At 36.6% G+C, this 25,048-nt stretch carries 24 protein-coding genes and 1 other annotated feature; of the genes, 5 read left to right on the top strand and 19 right to left on the bottom strand.

Translation table 11 applies throughout. From position 1 onward, the window contains the following. Nucleotides 1–3: 3 nt before the first annotated feature. The 3 genes from IGJ27_RS02585 to arsC form a co-directional block, all read right to left on the bottom strand. Nucleotides 4–1,275: an ABC-three component system protein gene (locus IGJ27_RS02585; RefSeq protein WP_256733880.1), complete on the bottom strand. Its 1,272-nt coding sequence runs from the start codon at nucleotides 1,273–1,275 to the stop codon at nucleotides 4–6. 20 nt (nucleotides 1,276–1,295) lie between these two features. Then, nucleotides 1,296–2,360 (bottom strand): ComEC/Rec2 family competence protein, encoded by a 1,065-nt coding sequence (locus IGJ27_RS02580; RefSeq protein ID WP_178306159.1) that lies wholly within the window; start codon nucleotides 2,358–2,360, stop codon nucleotides 1,296–1,298. Nucleotides 2,361–2,807: 447 nt separating this feature from the next. Then, the gene (gene arsC / locus IGJ27_RS02575) at nucleotides 2,808–3,218 is read right to left on the bottom strand and encodes an arsenate reductase (thioredoxin) (RefSeq protein ID WP_178306160.1); all 411 of its coding nucleotides are present in this window, start codon (nucleotides 3,216–3,218) and stop codon (nucleotides 2,808–2,810) included. Nucleotides 3,219–3,740: 522 nt separating this feature from the next. On the opposite strand from arsC, the gene IGJ27_RS02570 reads away from it, so the two are divergent. Both IGJ27_RS02570 and IGJ27_RS02565 read left to right on the top strand, forming a co-directional pair. Next, complete coding sequence (locus IGJ27_RS02570; RefSeq protein ID WP_081127762.1) at nucleotides 3,741–4,436, top strand: hypothetical protein; 696 nt, start codon at nucleotides 3,741–3,743, stop codon at nucleotides 4,434–4,436. A 408-nt stretch (nucleotides 4,437–4,844) separates the two neighbouring features. Continuing rightward, nucleotides 4,845–5,534: a hypothetical protein gene (locus IGJ27_RS02565; protein WP_256733881.1), complete on the top strand. Its 690-nt coding sequence runs from the start codon at nucleotides 4,845–4,847 to the stop codon at nucleotides 5,532–5,534. 228 nt (nucleotides 5,535–5,762) lie between these two features. Here IGJ27_RS02565 and IGJ27_RS02560 read toward each other — a convergent pair whose 3' ends face one another. Continuing rightward, on the bottom strand, nucleotides 5,763–6,083 hold the full coding sequence (locus IGJ27_RS02560; protein WP_113792830.1) for an RNHCP domain-containing protein: 321 nt from the start codon (nucleotides 6,081–6,083) through the stop codon (nucleotides 5,763–5,765). Nucleotides 6,084–6,808: 725 nt separating this feature from the next. Here IGJ27_RS02560 and IGJ27_RS02555 point away from each other — a divergent pair. Beyond that, nucleotides 6,809–7,576: a hypothetical protein gene (locus IGJ27_RS02555; RefSeq protein ID WP_178306161.1), complete on the top strand. Its 768-nt coding sequence runs from the start codon at nucleotides 6,809–6,811 to the stop codon at nucleotides 7,574–7,576. 764 nt (nucleotides 7,577–8,340) lie between these two features. Here the strand turns inward: IGJ27_RS02555 and IGJ27_RS02550 are convergent. The 14 genes from IGJ27_RS02550 to IGJ27_RS02485 all read right to left on the bottom strand — a co-directional run bounded on the left by IGJ27_RS02550 (nucleotide 8,341) and on the right by IGJ27_RS02485 (nucleotide 21,869). After that, nucleotides 8,341–9,471, bottom strand: a complete 1,131-nt coding sequence (locus IGJ27_RS02550) for a hypothetical protein (protein WP_178306163.1) — start codon at nucleotides 9,469–9,471, stop codon at nucleotides 8,341–8,343. Between the two features lie 145 nt (nucleotides 9,472–9,616). Continuing rightward, nucleotides 9,617–9,856, bottom strand: a complete 240-nt coding sequence (locus IGJ27_RS02545) for a helix-turn-helix domain-containing protein (RefSeq protein WP_178306423.1) — start codon at nucleotides 9,854–9,856, stop codon at nucleotides 9,617–9,619. Between the two features lie 483 nt (nucleotides 9,857–10,339). Continuing rightward, nucleotides 10,340–11,731: a Fe-S cluster assembly protein SufB gene (gene sufB / locus IGJ27_RS02540; protein ID WP_010719974.1), complete on the bottom strand. Its 1,392-nt coding sequence runs from the start codon at nucleotides 11,729–11,731 to the stop codon at nucleotides 10,340–10,342. A gap of 4 nt (nucleotides 11,732–11,735) precedes the next feature. After that, complete coding sequence (gene sufU, locus IGJ27_RS02535) at nucleotides 11,736–12,206, bottom strand: Fe-S cluster assembly sulfur transfer protein SufU (protein WP_096709544.1); 471 nt, start codon at nucleotides 12,204–12,206, stop codon at nucleotides 11,736–11,738. Continuing rightward, nucleotides 12,193–13,428, bottom strand: coding sequence for a cysteine desulfurase (locus tag IGJ27_RS02530; RefSeq protein WP_178306164.1), 1,236 nt, complete (start codon nucleotides 13,426–13,428; stop codon nucleotides 12,193–12,195). Before IGJ27_RS02530 ends, sufU begins: the two co-directional genes overlap by 14 nt. Then, nucleotides 13,425–14,714, bottom strand: a complete 1,290-nt coding sequence (sufD, locus tag IGJ27_RS02525; RefSeq protein ID WP_034699632.1) for a Fe-S cluster assembly protein SufD — start codon at nucleotides 14,712–14,714, stop codon at nucleotides 13,425–13,427. The genes IGJ27_RS02530 and sufD overlap by 4 nt, the downstream gene beginning before the upstream one ends. Nucleotides 14,715–14,727: 13 nt before the next feature. Then, nucleotides 14,728–15,501, bottom strand: coding sequence for a Fe-S cluster assembly ATPase SufC (sufC, locus tag IGJ27_RS02520; protein WP_010738387.1), 774 nt, complete (start codon nucleotides 15,499–15,501; stop codon nucleotides 14,728–14,730). A 456-nt stretch (nucleotides 15,502–15,957) separates the two neighbouring features. Beyond that, a complete protein-coding gene (locus tag IGJ27_RS02515) occupies nucleotides 15,958–16,806 on the bottom strand; it encodes a MetQ/NlpA family ABC transporter substrate-binding protein (RefSeq protein ID WP_010738388.1) in 849 nt (282 codons plus the stop codon). 23 nt (nucleotides 16,807–16,829) lie between these two features. Beyond that, nucleotides 16,830–17,516: a methionine ABC transporter permease gene (locus IGJ27_RS02510; protein ID WP_010719980.1), complete on the bottom strand. Its 687-nt coding sequence runs from the start codon at nucleotides 17,514–17,516 to the stop codon at nucleotides 16,830–16,832. After that, entirely contained in the window at nucleotides 17,509–18,543 is a 1,035-nt protein-coding gene (locus tag IGJ27_RS02505) for a methionine ABC transporter ATP-binding protein (protein ID WP_178306165.1), read from the bottom strand. The genes IGJ27_RS02510 and IGJ27_RS02505 overlap by 8 nt, the downstream gene beginning before the upstream one ends. Before the next feature lie 76 nt (nucleotides 18,544–18,619). After that, nucleotides 18,620–18,889 (bottom strand) — a binding site (T-box leader). An 88-nt stretch (nucleotides 18,890–18,977) separates the two neighbouring features. Then, complete coding sequence (locus IGJ27_RS02500) at nucleotides 18,978–19,316, bottom strand: glycine cleavage system protein H (RefSeq protein WP_034699629.1); 339 nt, start codon at nucleotides 19,314–19,316, stop codon at nucleotides 18,978–18,980. Nucleotide 19,317: 1 nt separating this feature from the next. Beyond that, entirely contained in the window at nucleotides 19,318–19,674 is a 357-nt protein-coding gene (locus tag IGJ27_RS02495; RefSeq protein ID WP_010719983.1) for an arsenate reductase family protein, read from the bottom strand. Between the two features lie 5 nt (nucleotides 19,675–19,679). After that, a complete protein-coding gene (locus IGJ27_RS02490; RefSeq protein ID WP_010719984.1) occupies nucleotides 19,680–20,876 on the bottom strand; it encodes an FtsW/RodA/SpoVE family cell cycle protein in 1,197 nt (398 codons plus the stop codon). 174 nt (nucleotides 20,877–21,050) lie between these two features. Beyond that, the gene (locus tag IGJ27_RS02485; RefSeq protein WP_178306166.1) at nucleotides 21,051–21,869 is read right to left on the bottom strand and encodes a LysR family transcriptional regulator; all 819 of its coding nucleotides are present in this window, start codon (nucleotides 21,867–21,869) and stop codon (nucleotides 21,051–21,053) included. Between the two features lie 318 nt (nucleotides 21,870–22,187). Between IGJ27_RS02485 and IGJ27_RS02480 the strand changes: the two genes are divergently transcribed. Continuing rightward, nucleotides 22,188–23,150, top strand: coding sequence for a TDT family transporter (locus tag IGJ27_RS02480; RefSeq protein ID WP_034699625.1), 963 nt, complete (start codon nucleotides 22,188–22,190; stop codon nucleotides 23,148–23,150). Between the two features lie 200 nt (nucleotides 23,151–23,350). After that, nucleotides 23,351–24,391, top strand: a complete 1,041-nt coding sequence (locus IGJ27_RS02475) for a YeiH family protein (RefSeq protein ID WP_034866233.1) — start codon at nucleotides 23,351–23,353, stop codon at nucleotides 24,389–24,391. Nucleotides 24,392–24,534: 143 nt separating this feature from the next. Here the strand turns inward: IGJ27_RS02475 and IGJ27_RS02470 are convergent, their stop codons facing one another. Then, nucleotides 24,535–25,020, bottom strand: coding sequence for a methylated-DNA--[protein]-cysteine S-methyltransferase (locus IGJ27_RS02470; protein ID WP_178306424.1), 486 nt, complete (start codon nucleotides 25,018–25,020; stop codon nucleotides 24,535–24,537). Between the last annotated feature and the right edge of the window lie 28 nt (nucleotides 25,021–25,048).

Below are 25,048 nucleotides of genomic sequence, written 5' to 3'. Positions count from 1 at the left end.
CCATTAGTTTGCAATTTCTTCAAACAAACGAGTTAACTCCTCTGGAAACCTCTGAGAAAACTCAACGGCTGTTAACCCTTTTGTGTCGTGTAAAATCTGATCAATTTCATTTTCGATATAATCGATATGAACAATAGGAAATAATTTTTTTTCATTGGGATTATCAATCGTTAACCGATCAGAAACTTCTGGATGATCGATGTTCACGACGATTCCCTCAATTTGTTCTCGCTTGGCAATACTCCCACCCCGAAATTTTCTCCTTTGATTAGTTACAAACAAAACATCTTGTTTATCTAGCTTGTCATAAAGTGTACTTCTAAATAAACTCCCAATGAAACGGTCAAGTGTTAGATGATTTGTAAATAATACATGGATACCAGCTCTTTCCTTTTCCTGAGTGAGTAATTTGAAACAATCATCAATCTCAAAAGCAATATTTGTTTGTAATAACTTGTAAAGCAAGATCTCCAGCCAAGCGATCCACAAGAATTTATTGGTATAATCCTCATTTTTCTGAGAAGGAAGAAACAGGTAATCACTTAACCGATTATGGATCAATTTAGGTGTTATGTCGGAAAAACATTCACGATAACATTTTTCAATCAGAAAAATCAGCTTATTTTCTTGTCCACCTACTTCTCGTAATTCATTTATGATAGATGTCAAATATTCACTAAAATCATTCAAGCAACGAGGTACCAGCATGATATCAAACTCTTCTAAAAAGAAAGCAACAATATGTGCGATATGAATCCCTTCAACAATTCCTTGTTGCCCCGCTGACTGAAGTTTCGTAATAATCCCAGTCAAATAACACTTACCTTCTCTTTCGACGTACACTCCTGATCCTGAGCAACCTCGCATGTTCTCATACTCCGTGTTGTTAGACGATCCTATTTCATTGTCCAGTACCAATTTAAAAATATCTGGCTTACTGATTTGAGTTGCCTTTCCTCGATAAGGAGTTCCACCGTCTTCTTTCATACACTCTGGATAACCATAAAATACGATTTCTTGCTTATTTTCTGGTTCCATTATAAGCAGTTCAGGATAACCTTTTTTTACCTTCACTTTGATAATCGCTAAATCTAGACTATCTGAGCATCTTGGTGGTTCTAAGATTTCTAGTTCAGATTGGGTATAATCAAATAGTTTGAAGTCATTAATTGTTTCCCCAACCACACAATGTTTTGCGGTGATCACATAACCCGTTTCACAATCCTGCTGATACAATAAACCTGAACCATAAGTATTGGTTCCTCTAATATTCACTGATAACTCTTCAAAATCATTCATATGTCAATCGTTAGTACCCTCTCATTCATTTTTTTCTTGATCAATTGAATCCCGTATTTTTTTATTTCTTCATTTGTAAATAACCCCTCACTCGCATCAGAATAATTAAAATAAAAATTCGTTGGTCGTTTTTTTGTGTAGTTGTGGTAAACAATCCTTGATAAGGCTTCTTTGTGCGGAAAACCATGACGATTCCCCTTATTTGAACTAATCAAATAATTTTCACATTCAATCTGTTTTAATAAATCGTCACTAGTATTCGCTTTACTCCCATGATGAGCCACTTTTACCAAGTCAAAATGCAGCTCTTTTTCCCCATATAGTTCTTTTAACTTCGCAGTGACAGTACTTGGATGAGCATCTGCTAGCATCAACAGTCGTTTGCCTTCATACTCCAATATAAAGCTAATACTACTCCCATTTGCGACAGCGCGATCTTCTTGGAAAGCTTTTTTGATCAGTTCTTCTACGCTTCCCTGATGATTGACATTTCGACCGCTGATCAGTTGATTCCTGGTTTCTTTTTGAATTGCCTTTTCCCAATCTGTATATAATTTCCTTAGACTTGCTTCATCAGGTGTCAAAATCGTCATTTTTGCCCCATTGAGTAATTTGGGCTGACAAGAATTGTCAATAACTGTCATCTTTTCAATCTTCAAATCCTCCAAATACCGATCGAAAGACTCCCCTTGTTTAAAACTAATCTCTGCCTTTTCTTGAACGATCTCCAATTGATCATCATAAACAACCTTTGTATCAAACTTTTGCGATAACAGCTTTCTAGAATTAAAAAACACTCGTTTAATACATGACTTGTCAAAACTCGACTGAGAAAACAAACTCAAAAATCCCCGAATATGATCGGCATCAATATGTGTCAAAATCAGTAAGTCAATGCACTCGCCTTTCTGGCTAATTGTTGCAATTTCCTCTTTCAACTGCCTAACAACTTGTTGTCCTTGACCTCCATCGACAAACAGATTCGTCCGTTGATCTTCTTCTCCATACTGAACAATCAAACAATCGCCATCATAAGCAGGTAAAGCTTTCACTGTAATCATTTCTCTTTCATTGCAGTCCTGTCCCTGCAATCTCCTCCTTCTTCTGCTTTCTTTTCGCTGATCTTGTTATTCTTTACTAACCAAAATCACACACAATAAACTCCTATTCATTTGTTATTGGCGCTAGAATTTAACTGACAAGAAGAGCTTTCAGTCCATTAGTTAATTGCGCGAAATACACTCTCTTCTTTCTTATCTTACTCCCCATAACATTGTTATTGTAAATAAATTTTGATTTTTAAACGCCAATCATTCTCATAACCAGAAATAATTGCTTGATTCATAACTCGCCAAATAATTGAGAAGGCGACCAAAAAATAGCACAAGCAAAAAAGCCAGCAAGACCGTTTTAAGGCTTGCTGACTTCAATTCTTGATTGTTAAAATTTAGCACTATACAGACAAATGAAGCTCAAATGATCACTCAATTCCCAAAAAATACTGACTCTCACTGGTTCTTGAGTTCAATTACCATTGCTTTAATTCTATCTCTTGTTTTTCTAAAAGCTGATGCTATTTCTGCTTCGGTTCCAACTGCTTGTGCGGGATCTGTTAAATCCCAATGAATGTGCTGAACACCTACAGGAATCGTCGGACATTTATCTTTTGCATCTCCACAAAGCGTAATAATCAAGTCTGCTTGTGTAAAATAATCCTGATCGATCAAATCAGACGTTTGGTTTGAAATATCAATTCCATCCTCAGCCATAACCTGAACCGCTCGTGGATTCAGTCCATGAGTTTCAATGCCTGCGCTTTTAATTTCCACATCCAAGGCAGATAATAATCGACGTGCATATCCTTCCGCCATTTGGCTACGACAAGAATTTCCCGTACATAAAAAATAAATTTTTTTCATTCTTATTTCTCCTCCTGGATATGAGCATTCAATATAGCTCGGTCATTATTTTATTCTCTAACTAAAAGCAAGCATACAGGAATTTTTGTAGGAAAGCATCAAAAAAGAGTGAAATGATTGAAAAGTTACGTCATCAATTATCAGTTTGGTATGTTTTGGCCATCAGTTCTGATCTTCTTTTTACCTGACAATTAATAAATGCCATTATCCATGGATCGCCTAAAATGGAAGAAAATTCATCATATTCGATGTCATGAATCGCTTCCTAAAAGGATTTTTTACTAACGAATGCTAAATGAACGCTTTGTTTTAAACGGCAGTTTGACGAACCTTATTCTATTGAAAGAAGCTAGAATAACCGTAGCTATTAGCACCCCACCCATAATTTCACTACATTTGGTTTTATACTAAAAAAATGAAATAAATTGATTGATTGAACACATTGAAACCTAAACTTGTTCCTTTAAACTTAAATTGTAAGCGAAGATCGTTTACATAAATTATATTAAAGGGAGGAATACCATGAAAAAAAAATTACCATTAGTCAGCCTATTGTTTGGTTTCATTGCTTTAGTGTTTTTCTTACCACTAACCAAAACACATGCTGATGTCACCGTAACAAACGATTGTACAGATCCGTCACATTCATTTACAGCTTCCATTAACGCAGATAATGGAAAAGATGTCTCGTCAGACTACTACAAAGTAACAGTTGGACAAACAGAATCTTGGCGCAGAAATGATCCTAGAGGTCATATTTTAGCCATTGTTTATTTAGAACAACTTAGGACCTACTATACTCCAACTAACGCCGCCTACTCTTTTAAAGATGGAAAACTTTATTCCCAAGGTAGCACAACAGAAATCACTCCGTTAAAAGTTGAAACAAATTCGCTTGTTACGCGAAGTATGAACGTTAACATGATTAATCTTTCCACAAGTCTTACAACAGTATCGTTAAGTAAATGGAAAAGTGGCGGATCGACAGACTACTTTACGCTAAACCACCTTGATAGTGAAACTTGGAGCAGAAATGATGATCCAAGAGGCTTTTTAGTTTCAGTCCTATATAATAGCGGATTCTCAAAAGAATACATATATTATTTACCTAGCATACAATACCTAGGCTACAAAAATTTTCTGACAATCAGAAAAGATGCTATCTATGATTGGGATGAAACACAGAAATTAAAAGTAGTTAATGTGATTGACTACTAAGCATGAAGAACCATTAAAGCGATCAAATAATAACTAATGATGAGCCTAGGGAGAAAAGATGCCCTAGGCTTTTTCATTAAGTACAAAAATAAATAACCAGTGTTTTTGAAGTTAAGCTTCACACAATAGAAATACCGTCGTATAAAGTATAAAAAACGTTTATAAAGGCTATCCGCTTATTCACTCATCTTACAGTACTTTTTCCAACCTCTTGCTAAATTTCAGCCAGCTCCTCCGATATTCAAGAACTGATTGATATCCCAAAGAAAATTCCACTATACTTGACTCTAAAATAAAAAAAATGAATAAAATAGTAAATTAGAATCATTGAAAAATAGTCTGCATCCTTTAGACTTAAATTGTAAGCGAAAACGTTTACGACTATATTATATTAACAGGAGGAATATCATGAAAAAAAAATCATCACTGGTCAGTTTATTAATAGGAATGGTCGCTTTAGCCATCTTTTTAATCCCGACCAAAGCAGCACACGCTGACGTCACTGTAACAAACGATTGTACGGACTTTTCAAGTATTCAGGTTTCAGTTAGTGCAAATTCTACAGGAAAGGGTAACACCGACTACTTCAATATCACACCTGGTCAATCAGACTCTTGGAGCAGACTTTCTCGTAGTGGATTTATCTTGGCGATTGTCCATAACGGAATGCTTAGAACCTATTATACGCCAACAAGTGCTTCTTACTCTTATAAAGATGGTAGCCTTTATCAACGAAACAGCTCAACTGAAATCACACCACTGAAAAAAGTAGTCTACTCTGATACAAAAGGAACTAAAATTGTAAATATGGTCAATCTCTCTGATGGAACTGTTCAGGTTGCATTAAGCAAATGGAAAACTGGTGGATATGCAGATTACTTTGAACTTGCTCGTCCAGCTGTAGAGAGCTGGAGCAGAAACAATGATCCAAGAGGCTTTTTAGTTTCAATGAAAGCCAAAAGTGAAATGAATGAATACATATATTATTTACCTAGCATTGAATATATCGGTGGAAATTATTTAACTATTAAAAACCAAGCAATCCTTGATTGGGATGAAAGAACTCCATTAAAACTTGTAAATGTTATTAAATATTAATTTATAAGCAAATAAACCAAAAGAGAGTACTGATTTAAGTACTCTCTTTTTTATTTCTAAATCATTTGTGAATATTCACTGAAACGATCCTTTTCGATGGTTCAAAATAGTTAGACAGCCAATTAATTGACCCACTCAATTTAAATTTCCTCGATCATACTACACAGATCACTCAGAAAAATAAACCTTATTAGTAAACAAAGCTCATCAATAAAAACAAAGATCAATTTATCTATGGATCGATCCATGAAACGTTAACCAGTGAATAAACTCATCTTCTTGGACAGTATTTTCAGCCACGATATTCCACTGCTCTTTTCCGCATTGTTCACATTTGTGCATGATTTGATAACCCTTTTTAGAGTTATATCTATACGAGACCGGCTTCATAAGCCCTTTACATAAACTCTTTCTGTCTCCTGGAACATGATCGACATGTAACGAATATAAACAATACGGGCAATGATTACGGTATGACCCATTTGTTAACTTTTGTATTTTTTTGTGGCAATTCACACAAACAAATCCACTATTTTCTTCTACACACATTTACTTTCCTCCAATAATAATAAAATTATTTTTGGAGAAAAGGGTTCCGTTCGTTCTTATCTGCAGGCTTCTTTGAATAGTGACAAATTCACCGCTATCGCGATTACTTCTGCTTCCAACTTCATAGATACTAATCTAATCCGAACCTCTCATAGGTTTTCATTTTTGTCCTATGCACTGTGTTGCAGACTTACTCCACAACCCAGCAGTAAGTGTATATCAAAGTCACTGCCATTGGCGTCGTCCCCTAGAAAGCAATAGGTGTATGCATATGAAAGACCATATTTCCCTCCTTGCTATTTTTTTATATTCCATCATTCACATATTATACCTATTTAGTTATAATTCTGTAAATATTCGCCAATTTCCAATGAAGTCTCTTCACCGAAAAGGATACAAATTTTGAAAAAGATTCAGTACCTGAATTTTTTAATGTGTAGCATTTTGTTAACCATAAAAATCAAATCGACTAAATTACTTAAGACAATCAGCTTCTCTTTTCAGGGATATCTCCTCTAGCTATCGCCTTTATAAAAAAACATTAAAATAATCGATATAAGTAAACATTTCAATATATATCGGTAAAAAAATCTCTCTTCACTCTTTTAGATTAAACAATACAAAGTTTATTGAAATTGCATTTAAAAGTAAAAAATTTAAGAAATAACTAGTGTGTTAAACTATTTTTAGTAAGCGCTTGCTATATTTTTTTAAGGAGAAAGAGTATGAGAAAAAAATTATCCTTGGTTAGTATTTACGTAGGGATTATCACTTTCCTTTTACTTTTAATACCGACCAAAACACACGCAGATATAAACATCAAAAATGATAGCACTAACTCTACACATAAAGTGGAATTTTCAATTAATGAATACGACGGAGAGGGTTCTAGTATTTGGTATGAAATAAAGAAAGGCAATGTAGAGCACTGGAAAAGGAGTGCCTCAAGAGGTTATTTGTTAGCTATTAGGGATGAAAATAAACTTGAAATGTATTATGCATTTACCAATGCTAACTACATTTATCGGGATGGTGATCTTTATTTTGATCATCCATCATATGATAATTATAAGATGTCTAGTTTGAAAACTGAAAACCACTTTACAACTGGAAAAAAATACGAGTTAACAATAAAGAATTTGACAAGTAATTCGTTTAAGGCATCAATAAGTAGATGGGCTGATAATAGGGATGCAGACTACTTTACCCTTTCATCTGGTGATTCTGAAAATTGGAATAGAGAACTTGATACAAGAGGACACTTAATTGCAGTAAAATATAGTACTTTACCCAGTGTATATGTCTATTATTTACCAAGTGTAGAAGACATTTTTTCAGGTATAATCGATATACAAAGCACATCCTCTGTTGATTACGCTCCTAAAGTTTGGAATACCCATACGAGTAGAGAGGAAGAATTGACACTTGTAAATGTAATTCCTCCTTCAGATAAGCTTGAATCTACGTACCCTACATTAACTAATTTTAATTAGATTACCTAATTATCTTGAAAAGGAAAGCAAGCGAGCCCATTCTTTAATAACTTCTAGGACTGATAGCATTTGCTATCAGTTCTGGTTTTCAAAACACACAAAACAAAAAAGCCAGAAACACCTTTAAATAGGCATTCCTAGCTTAATCAGTTCATTTACCCCACAGACCCTTCCATTGACTCTTTTGGAAATCAGAGGAAAAGAATAGGTTTTATAGAGATATCTCATCTAACAAATTACTATAGACCGATAGTGTATATCAGCAGATACTATCATCGATAACGTATCCAATAGCGTATCCAAAATAGCAGGTAGAGAAGTTATTTGAGGGTTCAAGTTATTCTGTTTCAGCCATGAAGTTAAGTTCATTAAAGATAATTGAAGATAGTTGGTATTTCAACGATTTTTGACTAGAGATAATCACTTTATTGATGATAATTCATCTTGATTGGTCTTCTAATCGTATTCAAAAACGTATTCAAGTTGCGTGGCGTGCTTTTGATAGATATTTATGGAGAATACTTAGATACTAAATCCTGTTATTAAATTTTTTACGTTTATTCTTTCTAAATATTTATCATAATTTTTCTCCGCAATGATCTTTAAAAAATTACTGTTAGCTGCATCAAGCATCTGTTCAAACCTTTTTGGAATTTATAAGATTTTAAAACTCCGGAACGGTAACCCTTTTTTTGACAAAAATACAAGAAGGTATTGTATGACTATTTTGGAGTAGCTTATCCAATCCCATACTCTATAAAAAATCATATTTCCGTTTCATCCATCAACTTCAATACCTTCTCTTTATTCAATTGATACTTTTCTATAATATCTGGATGAATACTGAGAATATTTTCTGAGTTAATAGCCCTGTGTGGCAATCCTGAAAAAGCTATATAACATTTTTCCTTTGACCAAGTTTCTTCATTATCACCAATAAAATCTATAATTCTCGGATAATATTTATTCCCAATTTTTGTATTGACATTTCTTAGATAAGTATATATTAAAAAATCTTTGTATCTAGTGTGGTTTGCATAAGTATTTTTAACATAATAATTTCTGTGACTCTTCAGAAAAATAGTAGTATAAAACATCTCATATATTTTCCGAGTAATAGTTATGTTATAACCATACATAATTCCAATAGAGCGTATCAGCTGCATTTCTATAGTAGAGTATCCTCTAATATGTCGTGTAGCTTTTACATAAACTATTGTCTTTTGATACTTTTGAGCTATCGTCTTAATTTGCTTAAACTGACCTAATTTGTATCCTAAAAACTCAAGTGAAAAAAAATTGTAGGTATTCGCCCGAATTCTGAAAGTTTTATCCTCCATATCGATCAACATATTAAATATCTCATGATCAATTTTATCAAATGGAACCATATTAATAGAAGGCATAAATACACTAATAAGTTCATTTATATTTTTTATTTTGAACTTTTCAGAAGTGATTTTTACGATTCCAGTTATAAATAATAAAATAGAGATACATTGAAAGAAAATTTTTACATTCTCAAAAGGATAGTAACTTATCGAGGACACATAATAACTTAGTTTAAAACTAGTTAGTAAAATAGACAGAATAACATAGATAACCCCATATTGAAAAATGATTAAAAATAGGTAATCTAGCAACTTATACCTTACTTTAGTTATTATTTTCATTTTAAAATCATCTTGAGTTAAGATTTCTAAAAACAGAAAACTACTAACTATCAAAAATAATACTGTAGTGCCTATATCGAATATTTTCAAAAATCCCATTCCAAAAGTTGTAAGATATAGGATAATGATTTTTTGGTTTTCTTTAAAAGAAGAATAATTGAAGATAGTTATACATGCAAATATATACAGAAAGAAATAATTATTTCCAAACAAATCAGCCATTCTTCACCTCATAAATTTATAAAAAATATCATATCACAATAGAGTATACTCTATTGTTACATACCTTATTTCTTATTATATCAGTATTTCTCTGTGACACATACGGGTGTAACATAAATAATTTAATTCAGTTAACTACAAGTAGTCATTGAAGCAAGTCTTCATAAGACACCTGTAGAATATCCCTAATAGCTCTCAATTGATCTAACTTAATGTGTTGTCGACCACCTTCAATCTTAACTAATGTTCCCCTAGTTATAGCGATTTTCCTGAGCTGTAGGTCTCTAACCAGCTCGGTTTGACCAATTCCTTTTTCTACTCGGATTCGTCTAATATTGCTACCAATTACTTTTTCTCTATCAATAATTTTTTCTCTTTCAAGAATAACCCACCTTTTGGACTACAATTAGTCCTTTTCCTTATTAATCTTAAAGATTTGGTATGCTACAACGGGACTATTATTAGACCATATTCAATTCTAAGGAGAAATTTTTTGAAGAAATTTTCTAACATATGCCTTACTCATGGAAACTATAAGTGGTTGTGCCAGTTCTGGTACAAGCTCTATAAGTACTGACACTAATATAACAAAATTAGAAAAGAATTATTCGATACATTTTTTTCGCTTCCAGATGGAACTGAACAAAACATATTCTATATGAATGATTCTATCAAAAAGATGGCGAGATTAGTAGATAAAATATAGAGAAAGTAAAATAACAAAAAATGAGACAGAATGAGCTTCACACTGACCCAAATTGGATTTTACACAACTTATCAGTCCTTATTGACAAAGAGCCCTTAAAAATACAAATAAAAAAATACTCGAAACGCTTTAATATCAACGTTTCGAGCAATTAATTAGTTGTTACCCCACAGACCCTTCCATCTCATAACTGATCAAACGGTTGAGTTCGACCGCGTATTCCATTGGGAGTTCTTTGGTGAATGGTTCGACGAAGCCCATGACGATCATTTCGGTGGCTTCGGATTCGGTTAGGCCTCGGCTCATAAGATAATAGAGTTGTTCTTCTGAGATTTTTGAGACTTTGGCTTCGTGTTCCAAAGAGACTTGGCTGTTGTGGATCTCGTTGAATGGAATCGTATCGGATTTTGAGTATTCGTCCATGATGATCGTGTCGCATTCAATGTGAGAGATAGAACCGGCGCTGTTTTTAGCGAAGGTTACTTGTCCTCGATAGTTGACTTCGCCACCGTCTTTTGAGATCGATTTGGAGACGATGGAGCTTGAAGTGTTTGGTGCGTTATGGATCATTTTCGCCCCAGTATCTTGGATTTGGTTTGCGCCAGCAAACGCGATGGAAAGCATTGTGCCACGCGCACCTTTGCCGTCTAGGTAAACACTTGGATATTTCATCGTTGTTTTAGCTCCTAGGTTGCCGTCGATCCATTCGACTGTGGCACCTTCGTAAGCTTTGGCTCTTTTGGTTACTAAGTTATAGACATTGTCTGACCAGTTTTGGATCGTGGTATAGCGACAATAGGCGTCTTTTCGGGTGAAGATTTCAACGATCGCTGCATGAAGACTGTTACTTGAATAAGTTGGTGCTGTACAGCCTTCGACATAATGGATGCTAGCTCCTTCGTCAACGATGATCAATGTTCGTTCAAATTGTCCGGTATTTTCGGCATTGATCCTAAAGTATGTTTGTAATGGAACGTCGACTTTTACCCCTTTAGGTACATAAATAAATGTTCCTCCTGACCAAACAGCTGAATTTAAAGCAGCAAGTTTGTTGTCAGTTGGTGGGACTAATTTGGAAAAGTATTCTTTGAATAATTCAGGATATTCTTTCAATGCAGAATCAGTATCGGTGAAGACGATCCCTAATTTTTCAAATTCATCTTTCATGTTGTGGTAAACGACTTCTGATTCATATTGAGCAGAAGCACCTGCGAGGTATGCACGTTCTGCTTCAGGAATCCCGATTTTTTCAAAGGTTTCTTTGATTTTATCAGGTACATCTTCCCAATCTCGGGCGGGTTTATCACTTGGTTTTTGGTAATATTTTATGGCATTGAAGTCGATGTCTGACAGGTCTGGTCCCCACTTTTGCATGGGCATTTTATTGAATGTTTCCAAGGATTTCAAACGAAATTCTAACATCCATTCAGGTTCACCTTTGATTCGAGACATTTCTCGAACGACTTCTTCAGTTAAGCCTTCTCCTGTACTGAAAACTGGTTCCACATCATCGTGAAAACCAAATTTATATTCTTCTAATTCTGGTACACCCATGTTCTCACTCCTCTTCCTGATGCACGTGATGGAAGGTTGCAGTGCCGTTTTCTTCCATTGCTTTTTCTAAGGCTTTCCAGCCTAATGTGGCACATTTGATTCTTGCGGGAAATTTGGCTACGCCACTGAGCATTGCTGCATCGCCTAATTGGTCGATGGCTTTGACTTCTTTTCCTTGGACTAATTGCGAGAAATCAGTGATCAATTGTTGTGCTTCTTCAACAGATTTTCCCATGACAGCATCGGTCATCATGGATGCACTGGCTGTACTGATGGAACAACCGTTACCGTTGAATGCGATATTCTTGATGATTCCTTCTTTGACTTCGACTTGTAATTCGATGACATCGCCACAGGTCGGATTATTCAGTTCGATTCGACTGGTTGATTCAGTCAACGTACCTCGATGATGAGGATGCGAAGAATGATCAAGTATGACCTGACGATAGAGATTATCTAGTTTAGAGAGTGCCATGTTGGAAAAACTCCTTCGTTGCAAGAATTGCTTCGACTAAACGATCTGCATCTTGTTTCGTATTATAAAAATAAAAGCTTGCTCGTGCGGTCGCTGAGACTTCTAAATAGTTCAATAAAGGTTGGGCACAATGATGACCTGCACGAACAGCGACGCCTTCCATATCTAAAGCAGTGGCTACATCATGAGGATGCAAGCCATCTAGATTAAAGGCGATGACCCCTGTACGAGTAGCGGGATCTTGTGGACCATAAATGGTCAACCCATCGATTTGTTGTAGTTTAGGTAAGACATAGGCAATTAATTCTTTTTCATGATCATGGATATTGTCCAACCCAACATTTTCGAGATAATCAATTGCTTGACCTAGTGCGATGGCTCCAGCGATATTAGGTGTGCCGGCTTCGAATTTCCATGGAAGTTCTTTCCAAGTACTATCGTACAAGTCGACAAAGTCGATCATTTCGCCACCAAATTCGACTGGTTCCATTTGTTCTAACCATTTTCGTTTGCCATATAAGACTCCGATCCCAGTCGGTCCACACATTTTGTGTCCGCTAAACGCAAAGAAATCACAGTCTAATTCTTGGACGTTGATTGGCATATGAGGAGCGGATTGTGCGCCATCTACAACTAGTACCCCACCTTGCTCATGGACAAGTTTTCCTAGTTCTTTGACGGGATTGATCACACCTAAGACATTTGAAACATGAGCAATCGATACGATTTTTGTTTTGTTAGTGATCAATTGTTTTGCTTGTGCCATGTCTAAAAATCCGTCGGTAGTCAAGTCAATATATTTTAATGTTGCTCCTGTCTTTTTGGCTAATTGTTGCCAAGGAATGACATTGGAATGGTGTTCCATGTAAGAAAGTAAGATTTCATCCCCTGCTTGCAGAAACTGTTCACCAAAGCTGCGAGCGACCCAGTTCAAACTCGTGGTGGTGCCACGAGTAAATAGGACTTCAGCAGTTTCAGCTGCATGGATAAACTTTCTGACCTTTTCCCGAGCGCCTTCGTAGGCAAATGTTGCTCGTTCGGCTAAGGTATGGACTCCTCGATGCACATTGGCATTATCTTGTTCGTAGTATTTTTTTATTGCTTCAATTACTGCTGTTGGCTTTTGCGTAGTGGCTGCATTGTCTAAATAAACGAGCGGTTCATCATTGACTTCTTGAAATAATATTGGAAAATCTTCGCGAATGGTTTCTTTCAGAATCATACATTCAACTTCCCTTCAATAACCTCCACTAACTCTTTTCGGACTGCTTCTACTGGAATTGCTGTTAACACAGAGCCAAGGAATCCTCGAATAACCAATCGTTCTGCTTCTTCTTTATGAAGACCACGGCTCATCAAATAATACATTTCTTCAGGATCGACCCGACCAACACTGGCAGCATGTCCTGCAGTGACTTCATTCTCATCAATAAGTAAGATCGGATTGGCATCTCCTCTTGCTTTATCTGAAAGCATCAATACTCGACTTTCTTGTTGGGCATCGGCTCCTTTTGCGCCTTTTAAGATATGTCCGATCCCGTTGAAAGTCAACGTCCCTTTTTCTCGGATCACACCATGTTGTAAGATATGTCCGATCGTATGAGGCGCTTTGTTCGTGACACGCGTATCAATTCCTTGGATTTGTTTTCCTGAGCTAATGGCAACGATTTTCACTTCTGCATGGGCGCCTTCGCCAACTAAATCAGAATCAAAATCAGCAATCACGTGTCCATCATTCATCACGCCGATTGCCCAATCTACAGAAGCATCACGTAAAATATGACCTCGGCGGTTGATATAAGAAGTAATATTTTCTCCTAATTGATCGACAGCTGAATATTTGATTTTTGCTCCAGCTTTAGCGATCACTTCGACAATGATATTACCAGAAGCTTTTTGGATTTTCTCTTTAGTCGTTTGGAATCGTTCCAAGTAAGAGAACTCACTATGTTCCTCTGCGACGATCAAGACATGTTTAAAGAAATGCTGTGCTAATTTGCCATCTTGGATGAATAAGCTTTCAATTGGCTCATTGATCACGACATTTTTAGGAACATATAAAAACACTCCGCTGTTCATGAAAGCAGCATGTAAAGCGGTCAATTGATCTTCATCCATTTTCACTGCTTTTTCCATATAGTATGGTTTGATTAAATCTGGATGCTCTTGGAGCGCTGTGAAGATATCTGTAAAGATCACGCCTTTTTCCATGAGTTCCACTGGTAATTGTTCAAAGATCGTATTTGTTCCTTCCTGCACCAACACAGGGTTGTCTTTCATTACGTCAAACCCAGCTACATTTCCTGTCTCACTAAAGTGGTCTGTGAACTCATGGATATCGAATAATGGCCAGCGATGGAATTTTACACGATCGATCTGAGGAAGTGGTAATTGATTGGCTTTTTCTAACGCTGCTTGACGTAATTGGGTCATCCATTCAGGTTCCCCTTTGCTTAAAGAAAAATTGGTAACTGCGTCAAGTTGGTCGAGCCAGTTCGTTTCTTTCATTTTCCGCTCCTCCTTACGCTTCTTCTTCTTTATAGTCGATTCCTAGTTCTTTGCTGATGCCAGCATACCCTTCTGCTTCAAGTCGTTTTGCTAGATCTGCATTCCCAGTCATCACGACACGTCCTTCCATCATGATGTGGACGACATCCGGAGTGATATAATTCAATAATCGTTGGTAGTGGGTGATGATCAATGCGCCAAAGTTTTCGCTACGCATTTCATTGACCCCTTTTGCTACGACTTTCAATGCATCGATATCTAATCCAGAATCAATTTCATCTAAAATGGCAAAAGTTGGTTCTAACATCAATAATTGTAAGATTTCATTTCGTTTCTTTTCGCCACCAGAAAAGCCTTCATTCAAGTAACGTTCGGCCATTTCTTCTGGCATATTTAACAGCGCCATTTTTTCATCTAATTTTTTCAAGAAAGTCAAAACAGACATTTTATCGTCTTCATCACGTTTGGCATTGATCGCTGCACGCATAAATTCTGCATTCGTGATCCCAGGAATTTCGCTTGGGTATTGCATCGCTAAAAATAATCCTAGACGTGCCCGTTCATCGACCTCTAAATCTAAGATATTTTTTCCGTCAAATAGGATCTCGCCTTCAGTGACTTCATAGTTTGGATTCCCCATAATAGCGGCTGACAGCGTCGATTTCCCTGTTCCATTTGGTCCCATAATGGCATGGATCTCGCCTGTTTTCATCGTTAAGTTTACGCCTTTAAGAATTTCTTTCTCTTCAATTGAGACGTGTAAATTTTTTATTTCTAAGACAGACATGCAAATTCCCTCCAGATTCTGTTTCGTTCTCACTTATTTTAGACTAATTGAGAATAGAGCGCAATGTTATAACCCACTAAAATCAAAACTTTTTTCACGAGTTATCATTAAATCAATATTACTAGATAATAATATTTATAAAGAAACTTCTGTTTTTAGCATTCATTGATCACTGGTTATGTTGATTTGTTTTATGTAAAACGATAGGTGAACGTTGGTTTGCAGAATGATGACAGTGCGCATCTCTTGATTACCGCTTACCTGTTCTTAATAAATGCTTCTTGAAAAATGCCATAATAAAGAGAGTTCTCTATTGGTTACATAGCTAGTTTATTCACTATTCACTCTACAAAAAAACATCAAAGCTAGTAAAATCAACTAACTTTGATGTTTTTGATGACTTGATTATTTTTTAGATGAACATTTGATTTTGTTCAACTCTATTTTTTGAAGTGCTTATTTAGCATCAGCTGCGACAGGTTTGACTGAACCGCCCCATTTGTCTTCGATCCATTTTTGAACGTCTTCACGGTGTAAGACTTCAAGTAATTTTTTGATTTTTTCGCTATTTTCATCACCTTTACGTGTGGCAATGATATTCACATATGGTGAGTTGTCTTCTTCTAATAAGACAGAATCTTTCAATGGATTCAAACCAGCACCATAAGCAAAGTTTGCATTGATTGCTACTAAGTCACCTTCATCATTTTGATAAGTAGAAGCTAACAAAGAAGGATCAATCGAATGATTGAATTTTAAGTTTTTAGGGTTTTCAGCGATGTCATCAAACGTAGCTGTTTCTAGATCTACGCCATCTTTTACCTTAACTAAGCCAGCATTTTGTAAAATAGTGATGATTCGTCCCCAGTCAGATTCTGAATTTGAAGTAATCACTGTTGCGCCGTCTTTTAAATCAGCAATGTCTTTGATTTTCTTTGAGTACAAGCCCATTGGTTCAATATGGACAGCACCCGCATTGACAAAATCATAGCCTTTTTCTTTGATTTCTTTATTTAGATAAGGAATATGTTGAAAATAATTGGCATCGATATCGCCTTCTGCTAAAGATTGATTTGGTAAAATGTAGTCATCGAATTTCACGATCTCTAAATTAATGCCTTCGTCTTTCAATAGCGGTTGGACATGTTCCAAGATTTCTGCATGAGGTGTTGGTGATGCGCCTACTTTTAAAGTTGTATCGTCACTTTTTGATGAAGCACCTTTACTATCGCTATTATTGCCACAAGCTGCTAACCCTACAGTCAGCAAGACCGCTGCTGCAAATCCAAAAATTTTCTTTTTCATATCCTTTATCCTCCTATTTCTTCTTATCTTTTATCTGTTTTCTTTGTTAAAAAGTCCCCAATTCCTTGAACAATAAATACAATGACTAGTATCACTAACGTTGCCACAAATGTCACGGTCAGATTACCACGTTGGTAACCTTCTTGCCAAGCAAGACCTCCCAAACCACCAGCTCCGATCGCACCCGCCATCGCAGTAAAGCCGATCATTGAAATGGTAGTAACTGTCAATCCGGAGATCAGTGCAGGCACGCTTTCTGGTATCAAGACTTTCCAAATGATTTCCCAGTAGCTAGCACCCATCGCATCCGCCGCTTCTAAAACTCCAGGACTAACTTCACGAAAAGCAATTTCAACTAGACGAGCATAAAATGGGGCAGCTGAAAGTACCAAGGCAGGAATAGCAGCTTGCGCCCCTAACATGGTTCCGACGATTGCTTTCGTGAATGGAATGATCAAGACCATCAAGATCATAAATGGTGTAGATCGAAAGATATTACTAATAATCGAAACAATACCATAAATGATTCGTGCATAAGGTTTATTTTTCCGTCCAATCGAATACAGGATCAAACCTAGGACTAAACCAATGATGGTCACTAATACCATGGACACCAACGTCATATACAGCGTATCGATGAATGCTTGTTTCATCGTTTCCATGTTGATTTGACTAAAATCTAAATACGTTTCTGCAAAGCTTTTATCCACGGTGGATCACCTCCACTCCAACACCTTGTTCTTTAATAAACCGCTCTGCTTGATCCAATTCGTTCTCTGACCCAGTCATCAGTGTTGTTAAGGAACCAAAAGAACCTTCTGCTGTTTGTTTGATTTTACCGTAAACGACATTGATATCGACGTTATACTGACGAATGGCTTGAGAGATGACTGGCTCGTTAGCATTTTTTTCGTTGAACACTAATGTCACTAATCGACCTTTTGGATTTTCTTTGATCAATTCAGCCAATAATTCTTTTGAGTCTGCTTCTGGTTCGATATCTTGTTGCACGAAACGTTTTGTTACTTCTTGTTTTGGATTTTTGAAGACTGTCAAAACATCGCCTTCTTCCACAACTTTTCCTCGTTCCATCACAGCTACCTTGTTACAGATTTTACGAATCACGTTCATTTCGTGCGTAATCAATACGATCGTTAAATGTAATTTCTTATTGATAGCTAATAAAAGATCCAGTACTTCTTCAGTGGTTTGTGGATCTAGTGCACTGGTTGCTTCGTCACAAAGTAAGATCTCAGGTTCATTGGCCAACGCTCGAGCTATCCCAACTCTTTGTTTTTGTCCTCCTGAAAGTTGTGAAGGATAGGCATTTCCCCTACCCTCTAATCCGACTAATCCAAGCAATTCTTCTGCCCGTTCTTTACGTTGGGCTTTAGGTACGCCTGCTAATTCTAATGGTAGTTGGATATTTTCTAAAACCGTCCGTGACCATAACAAATTGAAATGTTGGAAAATCATACCGATTTTTTTACGAAATGTTCTCAGTTCTTTATTTTTTAGTTTGGTAATCTCTTGGTTATTTACAACAACCGTTCCGCTAGTAGGTAGCTCTAATCCATTCAATAAACGGACAAGTGTACTTTTACCTGCTCCAGAATAGCCAACGATGCCGTAAATATCACCCTTTTCAACAGTTAATGAAACATCATTTACCGCTTGGATCGTTCCATTTCTGCCACCAAATGTTTTCTCAACATTGGTTAATTGGATCAATGACATATCGCTCACATCTTTCTTTTATTTTTTACATGGAGATCAAGTAGGAAACAAAAAAGCTTCCGCCCCCTTGCTTTAGCAAAAGGACGAAAGCTGAAACTTCCGTGTTACCACCTTGATTTGCTGCTATCTCACAATAACAACCTTTACCAGTACTTGGGTCATCGTTCTTTCATCATAATCATGCCCGTATACCGTTGTGCTGTAACGGGCACCCCCGTAGTAAGTTTGCAAGGCTCACCTACTCTGCTCTAAGACCATCTTCCATCTCATTTCCGTTACCCTTTTTCAGCAATCAGGGCTCTCTTTGAACGTCTGTGACATGTACTCTTCTTTTCAAAGCTTTATTTATGATTGTTCTGATTATAGCAGTTGGAAAATAACGTGTCAACATTTTACCGGTTACTTCTTTAAAATTTTCTGAAAATTGCTAACTCTTATAATTTCTCAAATTCTGTTGGATCGACTTCTTTAAAGCTTAAAAGCCAAGCATTCATTTCATCTTGATCATTTAAGACATTGATATCTTCATTGATTTTTTCATTCACGGAAGAAACCGTACCGCTTAATGGGCTAGCAAATTCACTGACCGCTTTTTCAGCTTCCACTTCGATCAAAGGCTCCCCGCTTTGATAAGACTGACCAGCTTTTGGCAAATTGGCAAATGTGATATCACCTAATTCTTTTTGTGCTTCATTAGTTAAACCGACACAATATTCTTTCCCATTAAATAAGATCCAAAGGTTATCTTTTTTCTTCAAGTGTTTCCCAGCCATTTTATATCAATACTCCTTCGTATATTTTTTCATTAAAACCGATTGCGACGAGTTGTTTGCCTTTGACGATCAGGGGACGTTTGATCAACATCCCATCACTTGAAAGAATGCGACTAGCTTCATTGATCGAAAAATCAGCCACTTGGTCTTTTAGCCCCATTTCCCGATACTTCATGCCACTCGTATTGAACAGACGACGTAATGGAATCTCATTATGTTCCAACCAGTCTGTGATCATTTCTTCCGATGGTGGACTAGCAATCATATCAATTACTTGATAATCAACATGATGCGCATCCAACCAAGCTTTCGCTTTTTTGCAAGTGGAACATTTCGGATACCAATAAAAACGATACAACAGTGTTACCTCCTAGAAGTTTTCGCAGGCGCCTCATTTTGATACCTCATGGATAATATCAAACCGATACCGATCATATTTCCAAGGATCGATGACCCACCTTGACTAATGAATGGCAGGGGAATCCCTGTTAATGGTAAGAGTCCAATATTAGCACCAATATTTTCAAATACATGGAACAAGAGCATCATGATCAAGCCGCTGGCGATATAAGCATAAAATTCATTGTTCGTATCAAAGCAGACACGAATCATACGATAAATCAAAATAAAATACAAGAAGATGACGAATGCGCCACCGATAAACCCAAAATTCTCACCAATCACGGTGAAAATCATATCTGATTCACGAACAGGTACATAGATATTACTTACATTAAATCCTTTACCTAATAATCCACCAGTTCCTATTGCGAGCAACCCTTGTGCTGGCTGATAGCTCATCCCAGTCGTGTCATGGAATGGATCAAGCCAAGAATCGATACGAGCAAACTGGTAAGATTTAAACCCGATTTTATATAATAAATCTCTTCCGCCTTCTGTGGTAACTAAAAAGATGGTTCCAGCACCGACAATCACTGCCAAAGCAATTACGGGCACGATAATGCGCCAAGAGATACCAGACATTAAGAAAACTCCACCAAAAATTGCTAAGAATACCAGCATGGTCCCAAAATCATCTTGTGCCATAATCAAGGCTAAAACCGGGAGCGTCACAATCAACATCTTGGCGATCAACCAAAAATCTGATTTGAGCGTTCGTTCCTTCATCTGAGTATTATGTTTTGTCACGATCAGCGCCATCATTAAAATATAAGCAATTTTCATTAACTCTGCTGGCTGAAACGTCAAGGAACCAAAACTAAACCAGTTTTTGGAACCGGTCGACTGGGCGAGGTTGCGGTCATAAAACTTTAACAAGAGTCCCATTACAATTAGACCAAAACCATAGAGATAAGGTGTTAATTTCCAGATCCATTTGGAATTCAAATGCATAATCACGACAATAGCAATTGAGCCCACGATATACCAAATCGCTTGCATCCCAACACCTCTTACTACCGAAGGGTGGTTAGGATCATGACTCAGCGCGACATATAAAGAAAGCAATCCAATCAAACATAATAAGAAGACTGGTAATATGACGCCATAATCAATGCGATTATCACGATTATTATTAGAAGCTTTTATTTTTTTTTCCATGTTTCATCCCTTTTCTTAAAAACCATACTGTTCTATATTATAGCGGTCTAACGGCATAATTGAAAGCCAAAGCAAATACATTTGGGAAAACTTAAAATTATTCTTATCTAATCATCTGCCTTGCTGCTCTTCAGTCAGACCCATCATCGAGATAACAGATAAAGTTCTTACGAATCATTTTTGATAGCGTTCATTATATTTCAAGATCTCTTTACCAATCGCTTGTAAATTCTCTGAAACTAAATTTGTTCGCTGGATCAAATAAAAATTTCGATGATACGCTAATTTCTCGGATGGTACTTCTGGTGGCACCGCACGTTTTGATAAAATCGAACGTCCTACTCCTTCCTTTAAAAGAGCGGCAATGACTTCGTTACTTTTTACTAACAACTTTTTCCCATGGATATTTTTTTCTTCAAAATACCGTTGCGTATAATGAAAAACTCCAGAAGTTGTTTCTCGAACTAACCATAACTGACTGTCAGGATCCCCCGCAATCACTAGTTCATCCTCCATCAATGAAAACCTTTGAACACCAGAAGTTTCTAAAGGCTTTTCGATAAAACCAAAATCAGCCTCGTGTTTTGCTACTTGTTCCAACGCATCATGAGAATTGGCATAGGCAATCACAAAATTAATTTTAGGATATTTCAAAAGCAAATCTTTCAACAATTTTGGTAACAGATAGACGGCAAAAGTGTGAGAAGCAACGATTCGGCAAACTTCTTCTTCATTTTGTTCATCTAGTAATTGTTGTTGTGTTTCTTGCCACTCCTCTAATAAAACTAACGCTCGTTCGTAGAGTAGATCTGCTTGTTTTGTCGGCTTCATTTCTTTCCGACCATTTCGCTCAAAGAGAATCACTCCTAATTCTCTTTCCAGCTGTTTGATTTGATTGGAGACAGCAGGTTGAGATAAGAAAAGTAATTCGGCTGTTCGAGAAAAATTTCTTGTTTCGTATACGACACGAAAAGTTGTTAACAATTTCAGCATGCGATCACTTCCATAATTTTTTATTATAGTAACTATATCAACTATTTGATTTAAATATATCATGAAATGACTATAATAGTAAATGTAACGCACAATATATGAGATTGAAAAGCAACGAATGTTTCGATCTCGCTCAGACATAAAAAGATCGTTACTTGTATTCTTAATGATCAGTCAGGGCTACCGATTTGTTTATTTCCCAATAAATAGTCATTCATAATTATTTATGCAACCTACTATCAACCTTTCCACCTGACTGATCATTTTGTTCTGAGCTTTAGACAACACACTCATCTTATGAAAAGGAGAATTCAATTAATGAAGAATTTTTTAAAACTTATTCCTGTCCCGATTTGTGGGCTCATTCTAGGTTTAGCTTCGCTAGGTAATCTGTTTAAAGAATATCATTGGATTCATCTAGGAAATATCATTGGTGGGATTAGTATGATTCTCATGATCCTAATGTTTAGCAAATTGTTCCTATTATTTGAACATACGAGACAAACATTACATGATCCAATCATTGCCTCGGTTTCACCGACTTTTACGATGTCATTAATGGTTATTTGTACTTACTTTGTTCCATTTACGCACCTTTTACCAATCGTTCGGATCATCTGGCTTGGCGCTGTCCTGCTACAAGTGATTTTAGTTGTTTACTTTACTTACCATCATGTAATCAAAGCAGACTTATCACTGGAAGTCATTTATCCAAGTTGGTTCATTATTTATGTTGGTTTCGGGGTAATTACAGTAACTGCTGGAAACTTTTTCCCATTCATTGGCCAACTATTCTTTTGGCTATCTCTAGCTTGTTACGTTTTCTTATTGCCAATCATCATCCATCGGGTATTTTTCGTGAAAAACATGGCACATCCTACACTACCATTGATTACGATCGTTGCAGCTCCGGGATCTCTTTGTTTAACTGGCTATTTGAAAAATTTTGCGCAACCTTCCTTTTATTTAGTCGTTGCCTTATTTATCCTTTCGCAAACTTTATATTTTATCGTGCTGTCTCTTTTACCACGATTACTTAAACTACATTTTTATCCAAGCTACGCTGCTTTTACCTTTCCACTAGTTATTTCTGCAACTGCTATGTTTTGTGCTGTAAATTACTTTCATTCATTAGGGATCGCTACTGGCTTTTTAACGGTCTTGAAACTGGTTGAATTAGTAATCGCTACTGGAATGGTGCTTTATGTATTAGGTCATTATATCCGCTTCTTGTTCAAAGAACATGGAAACACAAATAAATATGTCCCTAAAGAAATTTAATTAAGATGTTATTCTTCTGTCTTTTTCAAATTTAGAAAAAGGCAGAAGATTTTTTGCGTTTTTAAACTTTGTCAATCAAAACGAATAGTGCTACTATTATCAAGGATATTCTTGAGTTCAGAGTCGTCGTCCTCTAAATACGAGTACCCGTTTTTCAACTCTGAAACATGCGCACAGATAATGAAAGGAATTTTTAGAACATGAATCTACAAGTAACCATTAATCAATTTAAAAATCAAGGCTCTCGAAGAATCTTACCTGGATTACTTCTTGCTTTTTCAGTAGCAGTCATGAGCAAACTTCTCGCATTGTTGCTCCCACAGCTTGGTGCTGCCACGATCGCCATTTTATTAGGGATCTTGTTAGGTAATACTTTTTTCAAACAACCTTCTTTAGCCATTGGAACAAAATTCGCTGAAAGCAAATTATTGGAATGCTCCGTTTTCTTATTGGGAGCAACGGTTACGGCTCAAACGATTGCTCAAATCGGCATCAAAGGGATTGCCTTCGTCTTGTTGCAAATGAGTGTGACGATCGTCGGTGCCTATTGGATCGGCAAAAAATTGTTGTTTAGCGATACAGCTTCCTTGATGATGGCAGGAGGAAATGCTGTTTGCGGTTCTTCGGCTATTGCAGCGATCGCTCCAGTGATCCATGCCGAAGAGGAAGAAAAAGGACAGATCATTACATTAGTGAATTTATTAGGAACGATCATGATGCTTTCTTTACCTTTTCTTGGCTTACACTTATACGGAGATCACTTAATTGAAAAAAGTGCCCTTTTAGGTGGAACACTTCAATCTGTTGGACAAGTAGTCGCTGGCGCCAGTTTGCTTGATGCTTCAGTTGTTCAATTTGCCATGCTCTTTAAAATTTTAAGGATCATGATGTTAGTTGCTGTTGTCTATTTATTTGAAAAATTTATCCAAAAAAAGACAGCTTCTGCTGAAACGATTTCGTCTGACAGTCCCAAGAAAAGAAGATTCCCATTACCATGGTATGTTTTAGGCTTTTTAGTTTTCTGCTTGCTCAACAGCCTATTTACGCTCCCAACTTTTATCGACAAAGGGGCTCACTTTATTAGTAATTGGTTTGAAATCACTGCTTTAGCCGCAATTGGTTTACGTTTAGATTTCGCTAAATTCATGAAAGAAGGACCTCGATTCTTATCTTATGGTCTAGCAGTTGGTTTACTGCAAACTGTTGCTGCGCTGCTATTCATTTGGTTAACAACACTATAACTACCGGATTCCACTGGTATAAGCGGTCTGCCTTTGTTGGCTTCATAAAATCCCCAGACTTAAAACCACCTCTTCGTCCCAAAATAGTCACTTCTATTTCAGGGCGAAGGGGTGGTTTTTAGGTCAATGATTTCAGTTCTTTTTTATTCAGATAGTGCTTTTTCTAATACAAGTAGTTGACGTTTGATCAATAAGCCAGCTTCCGCATTTCCCATATAACCGGTTAATTGACCGTTTTGTCCAATCACTCGATGACATGGAATCACGATTGGTAATGGATTCATGCGATTCGCTTGTCCGATTGCTCGGACCGCTTTGGGATGATCAATGGTTTCTGCTATTTTTTTATATGTGCGTAGTTCTCCATAAGGAATCTCTTGCAATGCTTGCCAAACCTTTTGTTGAAAAATCGTGCCTGTGTTTATTGATAACGGAAGTTGAAAGTCCTGCCGGTTGCCCTCAAAGTACTCAGCCAATTGACGTTCTGTTTCAAGTAGGATTTCTTGTTTCTTTCCTTGATCCTGTGCACCATTTACCGCCATTTCTTCAATCGGATGAAACGAAACCTTCGTCAACCCATTCTGATCTGCATCTAACCATAGTTTTCCAATCGGCGTATTTATTTTCATTTTCATCGTCTAATCCTGAATGAACTAG

The sequence above is a fragment of the Enterococcus sp. DIV1726a genome, assembly GCF_051710985.1.
In the GTDB taxonomy this organism is placed as follows: domain Bacteria; phylum Bacillota; class Bacilli; order Lactobacillales; family Enterococcaceae; genus Enterococcus_B; species Enterococcus_B hirae.
Note: the sequence above shows the minus strand (reverse complement) of the source record. Positions and strands in the feature narration are given on the sequence as shown.

Bases quoted from the DNA above. Each gene is read 5' to 3' on its own strand.
- IGJ27_RS02530 (WP_178306164.1), bottom strand. From the start codon at position 13,428: ATGATTCTGAAAGAAACCATTCGCGAAGATTTTCCAATATTATTTCAA.
- IGJ27_RS02470 (WP_178306424.1), bottom strand. From the start codon at position 25,020: ATGAAAATAAATACGCCGATTGGAAAACTATGGTTAGATGCAGATCAG.
- IGJ27_RS02580 (WP_178306159.1), bottom strand. From the start codon at position 2,360: ATGATTACAGTGAAAGCTTTACCTGCTTATGATGGCGATTGTTTGATT.
- IGJ27_RS02555 (WP_178306161.1), top strand. From the start codon at position 6,809: ATGAGAAAAAAATTATCCTTGGTTAGTATTTACGTAGGGATTATCACT.
- IGJ27_RS02500 (WP_034699629.1), bottom strand. From the start codon at position 19,316: ATGGCTGGGAAACACTTGAAGAAAAAAGATAACCTTTGGATCTTATTT.
- IGJ27_RS02505 (WP_178306165.1), bottom strand. From the start codon at position 18,543: ATGTCATTGATCCAATTAACCAATGTTGAGAAAACATTTGGTGGCAGA.
- IGJ27_RS02480 (WP_034699625.1), top strand. From the start codon at position 22,188: ATGAAGAATTTTTTAAAACTTATTCCTGTCCCGATTTGTGGGCTCATT.
- arsC (WP_178306160.1), bottom strand. From the start codon at position 3,218: ATGAAAAAAATTTATTTTTTATGTACGGGAAATTCTTGTCGTAGCCAA.
- sufU (WP_096709544.1), bottom strand. From the start codon at position 12,206: ATGGCACTCTCTAAACTAGATAATCTCTATCGTCAGGTCATACTTGAT.
- IGJ27_RS02515 (WP_010738388.1), bottom strand. From the start codon at position 16,806: ATGAAAAAGAAAATTTTTGGATTTGCAGCAGCGGTCTTGCTGACTGTA.
- IGJ27_RS02485 (WP_178306166.1), bottom strand. From the start codon at position 21,869: ATGCTGAAATTGTTAACAACTTTTCGTGTCGTATACGAAACAAGAAAT.
- sufB (WP_010719974.1), bottom strand. From the start codon at position 11,731: ATGGGTGTACCAGAATTAGAAGAATATAAATTTGGTTTTCACGATGAT.
- IGJ27_RS02565 (WP_256733881.1), top strand. From the start codon at position 4,845: ATGAAAAAAAAATCATCACTGGTCAGTTTATTAATAGGAATGGTCGCT.
- sufC (WP_010738387.1), bottom strand. From the start codon at position 15,501: ATGTCTGTCTTAGAAATAAAAAATTTACACGTCTCAATTGAAGAGAAA.
- IGJ27_RS02570 (WP_081127762.1), top strand. From the start codon at position 3,741: ATGAAAAAAAAATTACCATTAGTCAGCCTATTGTTTGGTTTCATTGCT.
- IGJ27_RS02475 (WP_034866233.1), top strand. From the start codon at position 23,351: ATGAATCTACAAGTAACCATTAATCAATTTAAAAATCAAGGCTCTCGA.
- sufD (WP_034699632.1), bottom strand. From the start codon at position 14,714: ATGAAAGAAACGAACTGGCTCGACCAACTTGACGCAGTTACCAATTTT.
- IGJ27_RS02550 (WP_178306163.1), bottom strand. From the start codon at position 9,471: ATGGCTGATTTGTTTGGAAATAATTATTTCTTTCTGTATATATTTGCA.
- IGJ27_RS02490 (WP_010719984.1), bottom strand. From the start codon at position 20,876: ATGGAAAAAAAAATAAAAGCTTCTAATAATAATCGTGATAATCGCATT.
- IGJ27_RS02560 (WP_113792830.1), bottom strand. From the start codon at position 6,083: ATGTGTGTAGAAGAAAATAGTGGATTTGTTTGTGTGAATTGCCACAAA.